Source organism: Hydrogenophaga sp., from assembly GCF_030158645.1.
Lineage (GTDB): Bacteria > Pseudomonadota > Gammaproteobacteria > Burkholderiales > Burkholderiaceae_C > Hydrogenophaga.
In genome coordinates, this window is sequence record NZ_JAOASO010000125.1 from 1 (window position 1) to 16,577 (window position 16,577).

14 protein-coding genes are annotated in these 16,577 nt (G+C 65.5%); 6 read left to right on the forward strand and 8 right to left on the reverse strand.

From position 1 onward, the window contains the following. The 3 genes from Q1W68_RS13285 to Q1W68_RS13295 form a co-directional block, all read right to left on the reverse strand. A partial coding sequence (locus Q1W68_RS13285) for a TCP-1/cpn60 chaperonin family protein (RefSeq protein WP_300716931.1) occupies nucleotides 1-557 on the reverse strand: 557 nt, incomplete at its 3' end. A 45-nt stretch (nucleotides 558-602) separates the two neighbouring features. Continuing rightward, nucleotides 603-893 (reverse strand): co-chaperone GroES, encoded by a 291-nt coding sequence (gene groES / locus Q1W68_RS13290; RefSeq protein ID WP_300660639.1) that lies wholly within the window; start codon nucleotides 891-893, stop codon nucleotides 603-605. 197 nt (nucleotides 894-1,090) lie between these two features. Further along, nucleotides 1,091-2,362 carry a DUF2254 family protein gene (locus Q1W68_RS13295; protein ID WP_300654153.1) on the reverse strand — a complete coding sequence of 424 codons (1,272 nt, stop codon included), beginning with the start codon at nucleotides 2,360-2,362 and terminating at the stop codon, nucleotides 1,091-1,093. 94 nt (nucleotides 2,363-2,456) lie between these two features. On the opposite strand from Q1W68_RS13295, the gene Q1W68_RS13300 reads away from it, so the two are divergent. Beyond that, nucleotides 2,457-4,193 (forward strand): 7TM diverse intracellular signaling domain-containing protein, encoded by a 1,737-nt coding sequence (locus tag Q1W68_RS13300; RefSeq protein ID WP_300660636.1) that lies wholly within the window; start codon nucleotides 2,457-2,459, stop codon nucleotides 4,191-4,193. Between the two features lie 15 nt (nucleotides 4,194-4,208). Here Q1W68_RS13300 and Q1W68_RS13305 read toward each other — a convergent pair whose 3' ends face one another. The 3 genes from Q1W68_RS13305 to metK all read right to left on the reverse strand — a co-directional run bounded on the left by Q1W68_RS13305 (nucleotide 4,209) and on the right by metK (nucleotide 8,454). After that, the gene (locus Q1W68_RS13305; protein WP_300649400.1) at nucleotides 4,209-4,991 is read right to left on the reverse strand and encodes an SDR family oxidoreductase; all 783 of its coding nucleotides are present in this window, start codon (nucleotides 4,989-4,991) and stop codon (nucleotides 4,209-4,211) included. 45 nt (nucleotides 4,992-5,036) lie between these two features. Beyond that, complete coding sequence (locus Q1W68_RS13310) at nucleotides 5,037-7,085, reverse strand: PAS domain S-box protein (protein WP_300649402.1); 2,049 nt, start codon at nucleotides 7,083-7,085, stop codon at nucleotides 5,037-5,039. Between the two features lie 187 nt (nucleotides 7,086-7,272). After that, entirely contained in the window at nucleotides 7,273-8,454 is a 1,182-nt protein-coding gene (metK, locus tag Q1W68_RS13315) for a methionine adenosyltransferase (protein ID WP_300716932.1), read from the reverse strand. A gap of 170 nt (nucleotides 8,455-8,624) precedes the next feature. Here metK and Q1W68_RS13320 point away from each other — a divergent pair, with 170 nt between their 5' ends. After that, on the forward strand, nucleotides 8,625-9,449 hold the full coding sequence (locus tag Q1W68_RS13320) for a lysophospholipid acyltransferase family protein (RefSeq protein WP_300649461.1): 825 nt from the start codon (nucleotides 8,625-8,627) through the stop codon (nucleotides 9,447-9,449). Further along, nucleotides 9,449-10,372, forward strand: coding sequence for a lipid A biosynthesis acyltransferase (locus tag Q1W68_RS13325; RefSeq protein ID WP_300649459.1), 924 nt, complete (start codon nucleotides 9,449-9,451; stop codon nucleotides 10,370-10,372). The genes Q1W68_RS13320 and Q1W68_RS13325 overlap by 1 nt, the downstream gene beginning before the upstream one ends. 10 nt (nucleotides 10,373-10,382) lie before the next feature. Here Q1W68_RS13325 and Q1W68_RS13330 read toward each other — a convergent pair whose 3' ends face one another. Beyond that, nucleotides 10,383-11,303, reverse strand: a complete 921-nt coding sequence (locus Q1W68_RS13330) for an alpha/beta fold hydrolase (protein WP_300649457.1) — start codon at nucleotides 11,301-11,303, stop codon at nucleotides 10,383-10,385. 30 nt (nucleotides 11,304-11,333) lie between these two features. After that, a complete protein-coding gene (gene yihA, locus Q1W68_RS13335) occupies nucleotides 11,334-12,128 on the reverse strand; it encodes a ribosome biogenesis GTP-binding protein YihA/YsxC (protein ID WP_300649455.1) in 795 nt (264 codons plus the stop codon). A gap of 103 nt (nucleotides 12,129-12,231) precedes the next feature. Here yihA and Q1W68_RS13340 point away from each other — a divergent pair, with 103 nt between their 5' ends. From Q1W68_RS13340 to ccsB, 3 genes are all read left to right on the forward strand, one after another. Next, nucleotides 12,232-12,846 (forward strand): c-type cytochrome, encoded by a 615-nt coding sequence (locus Q1W68_RS13340; RefSeq protein WP_300649454.1) that lies wholly within the window; start codon nucleotides 12,232-12,234, stop codon nucleotides 12,844-12,846. A 183-nt stretch (nucleotides 12,847-13,029) separates the two neighbouring features. Then, nucleotides 13,030-15,186, forward strand: coding sequence for a cytochrome c biogenesis protein ResB (locus tag Q1W68_RS13345; RefSeq protein WP_300716933.1), 2,157 nt, complete (start codon nucleotides 13,030-13,032; stop codon nucleotides 15,184-15,186). Continuing rightward, complete coding sequence (gene ccsB / locus Q1W68_RS13350) at nucleotides 15,183-16,550, forward strand: c-type cytochrome biogenesis protein CcsB (protein ID WP_300716934.1); 1,368 nt, start codon at nucleotides 15,183-15,185, stop codon at nucleotides 16,548-16,550. The genes Q1W68_RS13345 and ccsB overlap by 4 nt, the downstream gene beginning before the upstream one ends. Nucleotides 16,551-16,577 lie beyond the last annotated feature (27 nt).

Here is a 16,577-nt window from a genome sequence, read left to right on the forward strand (position 1 = left end):
TCGTTCTGCAGCGATTTGCCGTCTTCCACGGTGATCACGCCTTCTTTGCCCACTTTGTCCATGGCATTGGCGATGATGTCGCCGATGCTGGAATCGCTGTTGGCAGAGATCGAGCCGACCTGGGCGATTTCCTTGCTGGTGGTGGTGGCCTTGGAGGCCTTCTTCAGCTCGGCGATCAGGGCTTCCACCGCCTTGTCGATGCCGCGCTTGAGGTCCATCGGGTTCATGCCGGCGGCCACGTACTTCATGCCTTCGCGCACGATGGCCTGGGCCAGCACGGTCGCGGTGGTGGTGCCGTCACCGGCGTTGTCCGAGGTCTTGGAAGCGACTTCCTTGACCATCTGGGCGCCCATGTTCTGAAGCTTGTCCTTCAGTTCGATTTCCTTGGCCACGGACACACCGTCCTTGGTCACGGTGGGGGCGCCGAACGAGCGCTCGAGCACCACGTTGCGGCCTTTCGGGCCCAGGGTGACTTTGACGGCGTTGGCCAGGATGTTCACACCCTCGACCATGCGTGCGCGGGCTTCGCCGCCGAAAATGACGTCTTTTGCTGCCATGTTGATTTCTCCGGAATTCAGTTAAAAGGAACGAAAAAAGAAGAATTACTTCTCAACAACCGCAAACAGGTCGTCTTCTTTCATCACCAGCAGTTCGTTGCCGTCGACCTTGACGGTCTGGCCGCTGTACTTGCCGAACAGAACGCGGTCACCGACCTTGACGTTCATGGCGGACAACTCGCCTTTGTCGTTTTTCTTGCCAGGACCGACCGCCAGGATCTCGCCCTGGTCGGGCTTCTCGGCGGCGGCGTCGGGGATGACGATGCCGGAAGCGGTTTTGGTTTCGCTGTCAATGCGCTTGACGATCACGCGATCGCCGAGAGGACGAAGGTTCATTGCATCTCCTGGAGTTGGAACAGATAAGGAAAGGATTCAGGTCGGCGGTGTCGCCGATCACTTGGGGTGGGCTTGTTAGCACTCAACCCCAGCGAGTGCTAATGATAAGGGCGGCGAGAGGCCTTTACAAGGCCGGGCTGTGTTTTTCTCCCGCGCGCCGTGCCCGGCGGCCTCCCCTGGCCGCCGGGCAGTGGGCATCAAGCCGTGGAAGCGGCGTTTGAGAACAGCTCGGCGTGCACCTCGCGCAATTGCGCTTTGTCGCGATCCAGCACCAGGGCTTGAAGGGCGCGCTGCATGCTGATACCGGCTTGTTCGTGCGCCGCCATCGCCACAGCGCGGTCGCATCCCTTCGCGATGATCGACAGCAGTTTTTGCATCCGCATCTGGACTTCGGGCACGCCGGCACCGTCCCGGGCGATCGGGTCGAAGGCCTGGTGAATGAAATCGGCCGGGTTCAGCGGTATCTGTGTGAGGCGATCAAAGCGGAGCGACTCGGCTTGCGGGTGCTTGCCGTCATCGACCAGCACCCGGGTGATGGTGTTCATGGCTGCGATGGCCGTGCCCGGGTCGTTGACGGCGGGTGACAGCGCGCGCTGCGCCACTTCGCTCAGCACGATCAGGCCAAAGCGCGGGTCCTGGTCGAAACTGCGCGCATCGCCGAGCACGAATGCACCGCGCAGGCCCTCGGCGTCGAATCGGCTGGCGTCGGCGGCGGGGTCTTTGACAACGAGCAGCGTGGTGCCGGGGTGGGCCAGCTGACCTGGGCACACCCGAAGGTGCAGCCGCACGGAGGCTGCCACCGCATGGTCCTGCAAGGCCTGCATGTCGATGTGGCGGAGGTAGCCCAGTTTGTCGGCGCGAAGAGGCACGCCGGTCGCTGGCAGCGTGTGTGCGACCAGCGCGCCCATGCCGGGCGATCGCCGATGCGCGCGCATGGCATCTGCGGCAGCCGTCTCGAGTTTGGCCAGGGTGTTCTCCATGCGGCCCAGCACCGAGAGCGTTTTCACCCAGCGTATCAGCGTCACGATCAGGTAGAGCAGCACACCCATGGTGCAGACGAACAGAATGAAGCGGCCTGTGCCGCCGTACAGGCCCAGCCCCAGGGCGGTGTTGGCGATGATGGCGTAGATGAAGGCCGAGATGAAGGTGGTGATGGCGTTCTGCGTGTCCGTGTCACCGGCCACCAACTGGATGGCGCGCGGCGATGCACCCGCGGCCGCCGACGAGAATGCCGCCACCATGATCGACAGCGAGAACGTGGCCACGCCCAGCATGCTCGACGCAATGACACCGAGCAGGTTGTCCAGCGTGCTGCGATCGATGTCGGGCAGCAGGCCAGTCGGGATGAGGCGGTTGCCCACAGCGGCAGCCATCGCGATCAGCACCGCCACCACGCTGCCCAGGGCGGGCTTGACCCAGAGTCGGTTGTCGGGCGACTTCAACCAGATGAGAGCGCGGTACACAGACATGGTGGGGGTGCGTCAATGAGGGGTGAGGTGAGCGAAGGGGCTCTCCGAACACGGGCACAAGGAAACTGACAGTTTGAACCCTTACGATCCTGACATGGATCGTTACATTCACGCACCTGATCCGGCCACTGGCCTGGATTTCCTGTGGCGTCGCCTGGCGGCGCTGGCCGCGCTGCTGCTTGGTCTCGGGTTGGCCCTGTGGCCGGACTTTGCACGCGCCGCCCCGGGCGAGATCGACATCACCCTGCAGGCGCGCCATTGGATCGACCCGTCGGGCAGCCTGGACATCGACGAGGTGGCCCGCCGCCCGGTCGAGGACTTCGCAGCCATGGAGCGGTACCGCAGCTTCCGGCTGGACGGCGGCGTTCTGTGGTTGCGCCTGGAACTGCCCGAGCGCGATGCCGCGCGCCGTTGGTACCTGACGCTGAGCGCGGCAGCCTTCACCAACCGCGCCACGCTGTACACCGCGGGTCCTTCGGGTGCATGGACGTCCCAGCAGGCCGGCGACCACCTGCCGGTGTCGCAATGGGCGCACCCGGACCAGACGCCGGTGTTTGTGCTGGACTCTCAGGCTGCCGGACCGGTGTGGCTTCGCCTGGAAAACCAGCCCGCCCCGGTGAGCCCGCGCCTGATCGTGCTCGATGAGCGACAACTGCAGGAAACGCGGCAGTGGACCTTCCTGATGGTGGGTGGGTATCTGGGTTTCGGGCTGCTGGTGCTGTTCATCGGCTGGGTGCACGCGCGCCTTTACGCCGACCGTGCTTTCATCGCTTATTGCTGCTACGTGGCCTGCATGCTGGGTTTTCAGGCCGCTTTCACGGGTGTTGGTGGCCTGTTTTTCTGGCCCGACCATGCCGCCTGGAACGATGCCGCGCCGCCGGTGTTCATGCTCTGGCTGACCGCCTCGGGCATCTGGTTTGTGCGCGAAGTCTGCATGGTCTCGCGCCACCACCGCGGGGTCGACCGCCTCGTGCTCGCTTGGTCGGTGTTCGGTCTGCTGTTCCCGGTGCTCTACCTGTTGCTGCTGAATCGGCCGGCCTTCATCCTGCTCAATCTTTACGGCTTGCTGTCGGTGTTGCTGAGTTTCAGCCTGTGCATCTGGACCTGGCGCCGCGGCGAGACCTACGCGGGCTGGATGGCGCTGGGATTCCTGCCGGTGCACCTGGCTTACCCCTTCCCGGCGTTGCGCAGCGCCGGCCTCTTGCCGGACAGCTGGGCCACGCAATACGCCGTGTTGATCGGCTCGGCGATCGAGATTCCGCTGCTGCTCTACATCCTGCACCGCCGCGCCAAGGACTTCAACGAGAACCGCGCGCGGTCGCGCGCGATCGAGAGCACCGACCCGCTGACCGGCCTGACCATCGCGCCGGTGCTGCATCTGCGGCTGCGCGATGCGTTGCGCCGTGCCCGGCGTTACGACCACCGGTGCGGTCTGGTGCTGGTGGAGCTCTCCAACCACGCTGCCATCCTGGACCGGGAGGGGCGCGAGGCCGGGGACCGTGCGCTGGTGGTGGCCGCGTCGCGCCTGTCGGCCGTGGTGCGCGATGTGGACACGGTCTGCCGCACCGCCGAGACGCGGTTCGCGGTGCTGGTCGAAGGGCCGGAAGACCTCCGGTTGCTGGGCCAGCACATCGTGGCCAAAGGCCTGGAGCGGGTGCCTTTGCTGCCGTCCGACCTGACGCTGCGCTTTCGCCTGGTCTCGGCAGCACTGCCCGACGAGGCCGACGGGTCGCTGGACGCGGGCCGTCTGTTGGAGCGCCTGAACCACGCGCTGGACCGGCTTGCCGACGATCCGCGCAAGGTGGTGCTGCACCTGCCGCAGAAGGCTTGAGTCGTCCGTCCCGCTTCAGAAGTGGCTCAGGTAACCACCATCCACCACCAGCGTCTGGCCCGTGACATAGCTTGACGCAGGCGAGGCCAGGAACACGGCGGCCCCTGCGATCTCGTCCGGTTGGCCCCAGCGGCCCAGCGAAGTGCGCTGGTGCAGCCAGGCCTGCGTTGACTGATCGTCCACCATGGCGCTGTTGGCTTCGGTGGCGAAGAAGCCGGGCGCGATGGCGTTGACGTTGATGCCTTGCGGGCCGAGTTCGGCCGCCAGCGCGCGGGTAAGCGCCGCCAGCGCACCCTTGCTGGTGGTGTAGGCCGCGTCGCCGGCGCGCGCGATCGGCCCGGCAATGGAAGTCACGTTGATGATGCGGCCGTGTCTCTGCGCGCGCATGGGGACCGCCGCTTCCCGGCACAGGTGCCAGGCCGACACCAGGTTGGATTCCAGCAGCGCCCGCAAGGCCTGGGCGGGCAGCTCGTCCAGGGGCTGCCGTCGGCGTTGGCCCACGTTGTTGATCAGGATGTCCAGCCGCCCGCATTCGGCCAGCACGCGGGCCACCGCAGCGCTGGCGCCCTTCTCGTCGGTCACGTCAAAGGGCAGGGCATGCGCCCGTCCGCCGGTGGCTTGCCCGGCAGCATGGCTCTGATCGACAGCGCTGGCCAGGCTGTCCGCGTCGCGTCCGTTGAGCCAGACCTGGGCGCCGTGCGCTGCGAGTGCGCTGGCCATTGCCAGCCCGAGTCCGCGGCTGGCGCCGGTGACGAGGGCCACGCGGCCTGTGAGGGAGAAGAGGGTGGAGGTGTGCACCCGCGAATTATCGGCGCGCGCTGTCGCCCGCCGCGGGGATGCGCTTCAGGCCGTGAGCTCGGCCATGGAGGATTCTGGAAATGCCAGTTCCGGGTCCAGGTTGTCCAGCGGCAGCGTGAAATAGAACGTGCAACCCGCGCCCACCGCGGTTTCGGCCCAGAGGCGACCGCCGTGGCGCTCGATGATGCGCTGTGCCAGGGCCAGTCCGGTGCCAGTGCCTTCGAAGTCCATCGAATGGTGCTGGCGCTGGAACATGACGAACAGGTTGTGCGCTTTCTCCAGATCGAAGCCGGCGCCGTTGTCGCTCACGAAGAAGGTGCGTCCGCCCAGCGGGTTGACCTTCCAGCCGATCTTGATCGTGGCGTCGGCACATTTGGCGGTGTACTTCACGGCGTTGTCGAGCAGGTTTCCCCAAGCTTGGGCCAGCAGCATGGCGTCGCCGCGCACCACGGGCAGATCCGGGTCGATGGACCAGTCGATGGAGCGCTTCGGGTGCTCCTGTTTCAAGTGCGCCACGACACCGTGCAGCAGCGGCGTCAGCGGCACCGGCTGGTTGTCGACCGACACGCGGCCCAGTCGCGCGTATTCCAGCAGGCCTTCGATCATGAGGCTCATGCGTTTGGCCGACTTTGCGATCGACGTCTGGTACTGGCGGGCGAGGTTGTCGGTGGAGTCGCCGGTCTGCTCCTGCAGCAGGCTCACAAAGCTGGCAATGTGGCGCAGCGGCGCGCGCAGGTCATGCGAGACCATGTGGGAAAAGACGTCCAGGTCCTTGTTGGCCGCCACCAGTTGCTGCGTGCGTTCTGCCACGCGTTTTTCCAGTTCGCGGTTGAGGTCGTTCATCACGTCCTCCAGGCACTTCGCCGCGGTCATGTCGCGCGTGATGCTGGAGAGGCCCTGCAGCTCGCCCGCTTCGTTGCGCAACGCGGTCAGCACGGTGTGCGCCCAGAAGCGTGAGCCGTCCTCGCGCAGGCGCCAGCCGCGCGACTCCCACTGGCCATGCTCCTTGGCCAGGCGCAGCGCCTGACCGGCATCGACCTCGTCTTCGCCCGCGTTGTCGGTGCACAGCAGGACTTCGTAGGGCTGCCCGACGATTTGTGCGCGCCCGTGGCCGTGCAGCCGTTGGGCGCTCTCGGTCCAGTCGGTCACCGCGCCGGTCTCGTCGACAAAGTAAATGCAGTAGTCCTGGATGGCATCGACCATCAGGCGGTAGCGCTGCTCGCTGGCAAACAGCTCCTGCGAACGCTCGCGCACCCGGTCTTCCAGGTCTTGGTTGGCGTGCAACACAAACTCCTCGGTGCGGCGGCGCTCGGTGATGTCGTGCAGCTCGATGAACATCCCTTCGATCTCGCCGTTCTGGACGTCGGGCAGGTAGTGGATCTCGAAGTAGTTGCGCCCGCCATCGGCAGCCGTGCGTTCGGCTTCGAAGTTCTGCGGCTGTCCACCCAGCGTGGCGAGCACGCGCGGCATGATCTCGGGCAAGACCTCCGGGCGAACCACCTCGCTGAGGTGCGAGCCCACCATGTCCTCGGGCTCCTTGGCGTAGCGTTGGGCGTGCGCAGCGTTGGCAAAACGACAGATCAGGTTCTTGTCGTAGTAAGCCAGCCGGGCCGGGATGCGGTTGGTGATGCTGCGCAGGATGGCATCTTGCGGCGCATCGGCGGTGTGGCTGGCCGGCACATTGCCCAGGTCGGTCACCAGGGTGCTCGTGTGCAGGAACTGGCCTTCGGCGTCGTAGACGGCGCTGGACGTGAGCCGCGCCTTCAGAAAGTCACCGTTGGAGCGGCACAAGGACAGCGTGAGGGGTTCGGTGCGCCCACTGATCAGCAGCTGTTCCACGTGGGTGGACGCCTGGACGCGGCAGTCGGTCGAGGCCAGGTCTTCGAGCGTCTTGAAAACGATCACGTCCTCCCGCTCCATGCCCAGCCAGTCGAGCAAGGTCTGGTTGATGTTCACGCAGCGCAGCTCGGCGTCCAGCGCCAGCAGGCCGCAGGGCGCGTTGTCGTACAGGGCGCGGGCGGCGCTCAGGGCGGCCAGCAGTTCGTCGGTGATGGGTGCCAGCTGCTGCTCAGTGGTCGGTGCAGAGGTGTCCATGGGGGAAGGCTCCTGGTCGGTTCGGATCGGGGCAAGGCATTGCTCGTACTTCCTTATCGGACGCTGGCCGCAAAAATTCAGCCGCCTCCGACCACCGGAATGCGGGGTGAATCGGGGGCATTTCTGGCGAAAAAAAGCCCCGGGGCTGGTGCACCGGGGCTGGTCTTCGTATGTTGTAAGTGAACGCTTACAGGCCGGCAGCCTTTTTGAGGGCGGCGGCGCGGTCGGTGCGCTCCCAGAAGAATTCGGGCTCTTCGCGGCCAAAGTGACCGTAGGCGGCGGTCTTGGTGTAGATCGGGCGCAGCAGGTCCAGCATCTGGATGATGCCCTTGGGACGCAGGTCAAAGTGTTCATTCACGAGCGCAGCGATCTGCTCGTCGGGAATCACGCCCGTGCCTTCCGTGTAAACCGTCACGTTCATCGGGCGCGCCACGCCAATCGCGTATGCCACCTGAATCTGGCACTGCTTGGCCAGGCCGGCGGCCACGATGTTCTTGGCCACGTAACGCGCCGCGTACGCCGCCGAACGGTCGACCTTGGACGGGTCTTTGCCGGAAAACGCACCACCGCCGTGCGGACAGGCGCCACCGTAGGTGTCCACGATGATCTTGCGACCGGTCAGACCGCAGTCGCCCTGTGGGCCGCCGATGACAAAACGGCCGGTCGGGTTGATCAGGTACTTGGTGTCCTTGAGCCATTCCTTGGGCAGCACCGGCTTGATGATCTCTTCAATGATGGCTTCGATGAACGAGGCCTTCATCTTGGTGGGTGTCTCGCTCTGGTCTGGGCTGTGCTGGGTCGAGAGCACCACGGTGTCGATGCTGTGCGGCTTGCCGTCCACGTAGCGCATGGTCACCTGGCTCTTGGCGTCAGGGCGCAGGAACGGCAGGCGGCCGTCTTTGCGCAGCTGCGCCTGGCGCTCCACCAGGCGGTGCGCGTAGTAGATCGGCGCTGGCATCAGCTCGGGCGTTTCGTCGCAGGCGTAGCCGAACATCAGGCCCTGGTCGCCGGCGCCGATGTTGAGGTGGTCGTCGGACGCATGGTCCACGCCCTGGGCGATGTCGTTGCTCTGCTTGTCGTAGGCCACCAGCACCGCGCAGCCCTTGTAGTCGATGCCGTACTCGGTGTTGTCGTAGCCGATGCGCTTGAGGGTGTCGCGCGCGACCTGGATGTAATCGACATGCGCGTTGGTCGTGATCTCGCCGGCCAGCACCACCAGACCGGTATTGCACAGGGTCTCCGCGGCCACGCGGCTGCGCGGGTCCTGCTCAAAAATCGCGTCGAGGATCGCGTCGGAGATCTGGTCGGCGACCTTGTCGGGGTGGCCTTCAGAGACGGATTCGGAGGTGAAAAGAAAGTCGTTCGCCATGGTTAAACTCCAAGATGGTTGATCGGCGTTGCCGGTCTGTCAGAGTTCGGCGAACGCTTTAGCGGAATTTGTGAATCGCCCCGCAATTAGTTCAGTAACTCGGCGATGGGCGGATTCTAGACCACGGTCGCAGTCCCGTCCTGTCATCCACCACCGCCTTGGCCCCGCTGATCCACTTCCTTTTCCGCACCTTCAGCCTGCTGCCCCTGCCCGCGCTGCACGCGCTGGGCTGGGTGCTGGGCTGGGCCAGCTTTCTGCTCTCCAGTCGCTACCGGCGTCGCTTGCTGGCCCATGCGAAGCAAGCTGGGTATTCCACCCGGGTGGCGCTCGGTTCCGTGGGTGAAGCCGGCAAGCTGGTGGCCGAATTGCCGCGCCTCTGGCTGGGCCGCCCGGTGCACGTGGGCTGGGACGGTGCGGCGCACATCGAAGCCGCGCAGGCGGGTGGTGCGGGCGTGCTGTTCCTCACGCCGCACCTGGGCTGTTTTGAAATCACCGCCCAAGCCTACGCCCGGCGATTTGGCGCCCGGCACCCCATGACGGTGCTGTTCCGCCCGGCGCGACAAGCCGCGCTGCGTGATCTGGTGGCGCTCGCCCGCCGGCGCCCGGGTCTGCACACCGCACCCACCACGCTGGCGGGCGTGAAGCAACTCCTCCAGGCGCTCAAGGCGGGCAACGCCGTGGGCCTGCTGCCCGACCAGGTGCCGCCCGACGGTCAGGGCGTGTGGGCGCCATTTTTCGGACGCGACGCCTACACCATGACACTGTCCGCCCGGCTCGCCCGGGCGGACAACACGCAAGTGCTGATCAGCTGGGGTGAACGCCTGAGCTGGGGCCGGGGCTACCGGGTGCACGTTCGGCCGTTCGGCCCACTGGACAGCGACCCGGTGCACGCGGCCGGCCAGATCAACCGGGCCATGGAGGCGCTGGTGCGAGAATGCCCGACCCAGTATCTCTGGTCGTACGACCGTTACAAGACCCCACCGCCCGCCCGCTGATGTCCCAGCCCGTTCCCGTTTCCGAGCATCAGCTGCCCCCTGGCGGCATCGCCAACCGCCTGGGCCTGGTCTTCATGCGACTGCTGGCCCGCCTGCCTTTGTCCTGGGTGCGGGCGCTGGGCTGGCTGCTGGGCCAGGCGCTGCACTTGGTGGCGGTGCGTCGCCGGCGCATCGCGCTCACCAACTGGGGTCTGTGCTTCCCCGAGCAGGGGGCTGCCGAGCGCAACCGCGCGGTGCGTCAGCATTTCGTGTATTTCGCCCAGGCCTGGCTGGACCGCAGCTGGCTGTGGGAGGCCAGCGATGCCACGGTCCGCCGCCGCCTCAGACTCACCGGCGACCTGCAGGCGCTGGCCGGCAACGAGCCGACGGTGCTGTTTGCGCCGCACTTCGTGGGCATGGACGCTGGCTGGACCGCACTGACCGCGCACCTGGAGCGGCGCTTCTGCGGCATCTACGCCGAGCAACTCAACGCCGATGTGGACCGCTGGATGTCGCAAGGCCGCCAACGTTTTGGCGAGCCCCACATCGTGGCCATGCGCCAGGGTCTCAAACCGCTGGTGGCCGCACTCCGAGAGGGGCTGCCCATGTACCTGCTGCCCGACATGGACTACGGCACGCGCGACTCGGTCTTTGTGCCCTTCTTCGGTGTGCAGACCGCCACCATCACGTCGCTGTCGCGGTTTGCCCGCATGGCCCGGGCACGTGTGGTGCCGGTGGTGAGCCGGCTGACGAAGGAGGGCTACGAGGTCACGGTGCACCCGCCCTGGACCCACTACCCCACAGGCAATGTGGAGGCCGACACGGCCCTGATGAACACGCATCTGGAGGCGTTCATCCGCGCCACACCCGAGCAGTACTACTGGGTGCACAAGCGCTTCAAGACGCGGCCCGAGGGCGAAACTTCGTTCTACGCCGGTCTCTGACAACGAGCGCTCAGGCTTTCAGGAAATCGCCGATCAGCGCCGCCACCTGCTGTGGCTGCTCGTGCACGATCCAGTGCGTGGCTCCCGACACGCGCTCGATGCGCAGGTCGGGCACCCAGTCGTCCAGCCCGTCCAGCAATGCCGCCGGCAAGGCGGTATCGCCCAGCCCCCACACCACCAGCGTGGGCACGTTCACCGCGACGCGCTCGCGCGGCAACTGCACCGCCACCGCACCCGGATCGCTGGCGGTGGGCGGGCGCAGCGGCGAGGCCGCGTAATAAGCGCATGGGCCGTGCAGACCTTGGCGCCACACAGCCCGGTAGCGCTCGCGCGTGGCTTCGTCGAGCCAGGCCAATGGCCCGCTGTCGGCGGCCATGTTGGTGAAAAAAGGCCACAGGCGCGCGAAATCGTTCTCGGCGAGCAGCGCAGGCGCATCCGGGCGTGCGAGGAAGTTCATGTACGCGCTGGACGCCTGCTGCGTTGGCGAGTGGGCGAGCTCGCGCTGGAAGGTGGCGGGGTGGGGCGCGTTGACGATGGCGAGCTGGCGCATGGCCGCCGGATGCTGCGCGGCCACGCTCCAGGCCAGTGCGCCGCCCCAGTCGTGCGCCACCAGGCAGGCCAGCTGCCCTGGCGTGGGGCTGTCCTGGGTGATGACCTTGATCAACGCGGTGAGGTCCTGCACCAGCGGCTTGGCCCGGTAGGCCGCCACCTCGGCGGGTGCGCTTGACTTCTCAAAGCCGCGCAGGTTGGGCGCCACACAGCGGTAGCCGCCGTGTTCGGGCTTTGCGAAATGCGCGAGCAACTCGTCCCACACAAACGCGGCTTCCGGGAAACCGTGCAGGAACAGCAGCACCGGCCGCCCGCGTTCACCGGCGGCGCGGCAGCTCAAGGTGATGCCGTGCGGCAGGGTTTGTTGAAAGGTGTCGATCATGGCGGGCTGTCTCCTTGGGCCCGCGCACGGTCAATCGAGGGCGGGCGGCTCGTCTTCGGGTTCTTCGACCGGGGCCGGCGCCGCCACAGCGGGACCGTCTTCGTGCGTCCAGCGCCAGAGCATCTGGGCCACTTCGTCCAAGCCCTTTTTCTTCAAGGCCGAGAAGAGTCTCGCCTCGCCGCCACCCGACTGCAGTCGCGCAATCGACAGTGCCTTTTGCGCTTCGGCGTGGTTGAGCTTGTCGGACTTGGTGAGCAACACCAGAAACTTCAGGCCTTCCTGCACGCGCGGACGGATCACTTCGAGCAGGATGTCGTCCAGCTCGGTCAGTCCCAGACGCGGGTCGATCAGCAGCACCACGCCTTTGAGGTTTTCGCGCGTGAGCAGGTAGTTGCCCATCACGCGCTGCCAGCGCAGCTTGGCCTCGCGCGGCACGGCGGCGTAACCGTAGCCTGGCAGGTCGGCCAGCACGGCGTCGGTGACGCCTTGTTTGCCGAGCGAGAACAGGTTGATGCTTTGTGTGCGCCCCGGTGTCTTGGACGCAAAAGCCAGGCGCTTTTGCTGCGTGAGGGTGTTGATGCAGGTCGATTTGCCGGCGTTGGAGCGGCCGACAAACGCCACTTCGGGCACGGTGAGGGGCGGCAGGTGTTCGAGCTGCGGGGCGGTGGTGAGGAAGCGCGCGGTGTGCAACCAGCCGTGTGCGATCTTGACGTCGGGGTTTTGCGGATCGGTGGGTTTTCCAGCGTTGGGTGTCCGGGCTTGGGGGCTTTTGGCGTCCGCAGACGGAGAAGCAGGGGTATTGGCTGGAGTGTGGTTATGGGTCATTGGGGGGTTTTCCCGAGAGGGCATTGTAAAATCGAAAGGCTGTGATCAGACACATCGCGAAATTCTTCAACCCGAACACGTCGCCCGCGACGCCCGTCCCGTCATGAAATTGCCTGTTTCCTTCCTTTGCGCCGCCGCCGCTGCGGCCTTGTCGTTCAGTGTTCAGGCGCAGTCGGTCAAGCCCGATCTGGCCAAAGGTGCGGCGTTGTTTGGCCAAGCCTGCGTGGCTTGCCACGCGGCCGACGGCAACTCCACCACGCCGGTGAACCCCAAGCTGGCGCAGCAGCACCCCGAATACCTCATCAAGCAGCTGCAGGAATTCAAGTCGGGCAAGCGCGCCAACGCCATCATGGCGGGCTTCTCGGCCGCCCTGTCCGACGAGGACATGCGCAACATCGGGTACTGGCTCGCGGCACAGAAAGGCACGCCCGGCGCGTCCACCGACAAGGACCTGGTCACGTTGGGCGAACGCATCTACCGCGGTGGCATTCCCGATCGCCAGATCGCCGCTTGCGCCGGCTGCCACAGTCCCAACGGCGCGGGCATCCCGTCGCAGTACCCGCGTCTGTCGGGCCAGCACGCCGAGTACACCGAAACGCAGCTCAAGCATTTCCGCGACGGCACGCGCGCCAACAACATCCAGATGACCGGCGTGGCCGCCAAGATGAACGACCGCGAAATCAAGGCCGTGTCCGACTACATCGCCGGTCTGCGCTGACCAGCCGAGCAACCGCCTTGTCCTTGGAGCGTGGCCGGGATATAAGCGAACGTTAATATTTGACGGCACAATGCAATAAGACCTGTCGGCGTTGAACCGCCAGCGAAAAACAGCATCACAACAGGGCGCGTTCCGGGATCACCGGAGCCGCCCTTTTTGTTGAACCGTTCTCTCCTTTTTTTCATGACCGTTTCCACCCAAGGCCTGCACATCCGCACCCGCACCCGCTCGCGCATCGTCAGCGAGACGGTGGAATTGCTGTCGTCGATGCGGTTCTCGATCTCGCTGCTCACCGTCATCTGCATCGCCTCGGTGATCGGCACGGTGCTGAAACAGCACGAGCCGTTCAACAACTACGTCAACCAGTTTGGACCGTTCTGGGCGGATGTCTTTGCCAGCGCCCGCCTCACCTCGGTGTACAGCGCCTGGTGGTTCTTGCTGATTCTGGCGTTTCTGGTGGTCAGCACCAGTCTGTGCATCGCCCGCAACACGCCCAAGATCCTCGCCGACTTCAAGGTTTACAAGGAAAACATCCGCGAACAAAGCCTCAAGGCCTTCCCGCACCGCGCCGAGAGCACGCTGGTGGAAACCCCGCAGGCCGCGGCCAACCGCATCGGCCAGACGCTGCTGGGCTCGGGCTGGAAGGTCAAGCTGCAGTCGCGCGACACGCCGCATGGCCAAGGCTGGATGGTGGCGGCCAAAACCGGTGCGGCCAACAAGTTCGGCTACATCGCGGCGCACAGCGCCATCGTGCTGGTGTGCATCGGTGGGCTGCTGGATGGCGACCTGATGGTGCGTGCCCAGACCTGGTTCAACGGCAAGTCCGCGTTCACGGGCGGCGGCCTGATCGCCGACGTGCCGGCGCAGCACCGACTCTCGTCCAGCAACCCGACCTTCCGGGCCAACCTGCTGGTGACCGAGGGCACGACCGCGAGCACGGCGATCCTGGCCCAGCCCACGGGTGTGCTGCTGCAAGACCTGCCGTTCTCGGTCGAGCTCAAGAAGTTCATCGTCGAGTATTACGAAACGGGCATGCCCAAGCTGTTCGCCAGCGACATCGTGATCACCGACTTCGAGACGGGCGAGAAGAAGGAAGCGCGCGTGGAGGTGAACCATCCGGCGAGCCACCGCGGCATCAACATTTACCAGTCGAGCTTTGACGACGGTGGCTCGCGCGTGAAGCTGCAGGCCGTGCCGCTGAACCGGCCCACGCGCCCGTTCGAGATCGAAGGCACCATCGGCAGTTCCAGCGCGTTGAGCAACGGCGACGACAAGCTGGTGCTGGAATACACCGGCCTGCGCACGATCAACGTCGAAAACTTCGCCGGTGTGAACCCGGCCAGTGGTGTGGACGTGCGCAAGGTCGACTTGCGCAGCTCGATCGAAAGCCGCCTGGGCAGTGGCCACAAGACCGTCACCGAAAAAACGCTGCGCAACGTGGGCCCGAGCATCACCTACAAGCTGCGCGACGCGGCTGGCCAGGCGGTGGAGTACCACAACTACATGCTGCCCATGGAGATCGAAGGTGCGCGCATGTACCTGCTGGGCCTGCGCGAAACGCCGTCCGAGCCCTTCCGCTACCTGCGCATTCCGGTGGACGAGAACGACAGCATGGACGGCTTTGTGCGTTTGCGCGCTGCGCTCGACGATCCGCAGATGCGCGAGCTTGCGGTGCGCCGTTACGCGGTGTCGGCGGTGGAAGACGGCCGTCCGGAACTGGCCGAAGCCCTGGTGGCCTCGGCCACGCGCGCACTTGCGTTGTTCGCCGGCGCAGAACCCTCAGTGCAACTCACGCCGGTGGCGAGTGGCACGAGCAGCAAAGCACCTGTGCAGGGCGGTTTGCAAGCGGTGTCGACGTTTCTGGAAAACAACGTGCCTCAGGCCGAGCGCGAACGCGCCAGCGAGGTGCTGGTGCGCATCTTGAACGGCACGCTGTTCGAGTTGTTGCAGGTGAGCCGCGAGCGCGCCAGTCTGGCGCCGCTGGAGCGCAACGACGCCACGCAGCAGTTCATGACGCAGGCCGTGATCAGCCTGAGCGACACGTTCTTCTATCCCGCGCCCATGACCTTCCAGCTCAAGGACTTCACGCACGTGCAGGCCAGCGTGTTCCAGGTGGCGCGGGCGCCGGGCCAGAGCATCGTCTATCTCGGCTGCCTGTTCCTGATCGTGGGCGTGTTTGCCATGCTGTATGTGCGCGAGCGCCGTTTGTGGGTGTGGCTCGCGCCCTCGGGCGAACAGTCGTCCACGGCCACCATGGCCTTGTCGTCGAACCGCAAGACGATGGAAGCCGACCGCGAATTTGAACTTTTGAAGACCCAGTTGTTGAAGGTGCCAGCATGAATACCGCCACCGCGAACCAGACCATCGAACTGAAAAAGGACCGGGGAGGCCAAGGCCTGGAACCGGGCTACTTTGCGCGCCGCAATGTCTGGGACTGGCTCTTTGCCGCCCTGGTGCTGGCTGGCACGGCCATCGCCTTTGCGCTGTACGGCTCGGCCATGGACGGGTATGAGAAGGCCATCCTGGTGGGCACGGCGCCCTCCCTGATCTGGCTGGCCTGGTTCTGGCGTCCGCTGGGTGCCTTGTCGGTGGTCGTGGCCGCGTTTGCGCTGCTGGCGATCTGGCTCTATCAGACGCCTGCGGGCGGCGCCGATCTGGCGCGCGCCGACCAGGTGTTCATGCTGAAGTATTTCATCTCCAGCCAGTCGGCCATCTTGTGGATGAGCGTTCTGTTCTTCATGAGCACGGCGTTTTACTGGATCGGCATGTTCACCCGTGCGGGCGACACCTTCGAACTGCTGGGTTCGCGCTTGGCTTGGGTGGCTGTGACGCTGGCGCTCATCGGCACCATGGTGCGCTGGTACGAGAGCCACCAGATCGGTCCCGACATCGGCCACATTCCGGTGAGCAACCTGTACGAAGTGTTCGTGCTGTTCTGCTGGATGACGGCGGCTTTCTACCTGTACTACGAAGACCAGTACAAGACCCGCCGCATGGGCGCGTTCGTGATGCTGGTGGTCAGTGCGGCTGTGGGCTTTCTGCTCTGGTACACGGTGATCCGCGAAGCGCATGAGATCCAGCCGCTGGTGCCTGCGCTGCAGAGCTGGTGGATGAAGCTGCACGTGCCCGCCAACTTCATTGGATACGGCACCTTCGCCATCGCGGCCATGCTGGCCTTTGCCTACCTCATCAAGCAAAGCGCCAACGAAACCCGCTGGTACAAGCTCGCGCCCCTGTGGATTCTGGGCCTGGTGCTGTGCCTGGAGCCCATCGTGTTTCGCCAGTCGGCGGCCGAGAAGGGTGGCAGCTACTGGTTCGTGTACTTCGGCGTGTCGGCACTCATCGTGGCGGCCATCATGTTCGGGCGCAGACGCATCGCCGAGCGCCTGCCCAGCTTCGAGGTGCTGGACGACGTGATGTACAAGGCCATCGCCGTGGGCTTTGCCTTCTTCACCATCGCCACCGTGCTGGGTGCCCTGTGGGCGGCCGAGGCCTGGGGCGGTTACTGGAGCTGGGACCCGAAAGAAACCTGGGCGCTGATCGTCTGGCTGAACTACGCGGCCTGGCTGCACATGCGCCTCATGAAGGGCCTGCGCGGCACCGTGGCGGCCTGGTGGGCCCTGGTGGGGCTGGCGGTCACGACCTTTGCTTTCCTGGGCGTGAACATGTTCCTGTCGGGCTTGCACAGCTACGGCGAACTCTGATCTCGTTGGCGGGGTCAAGCGGGCGGT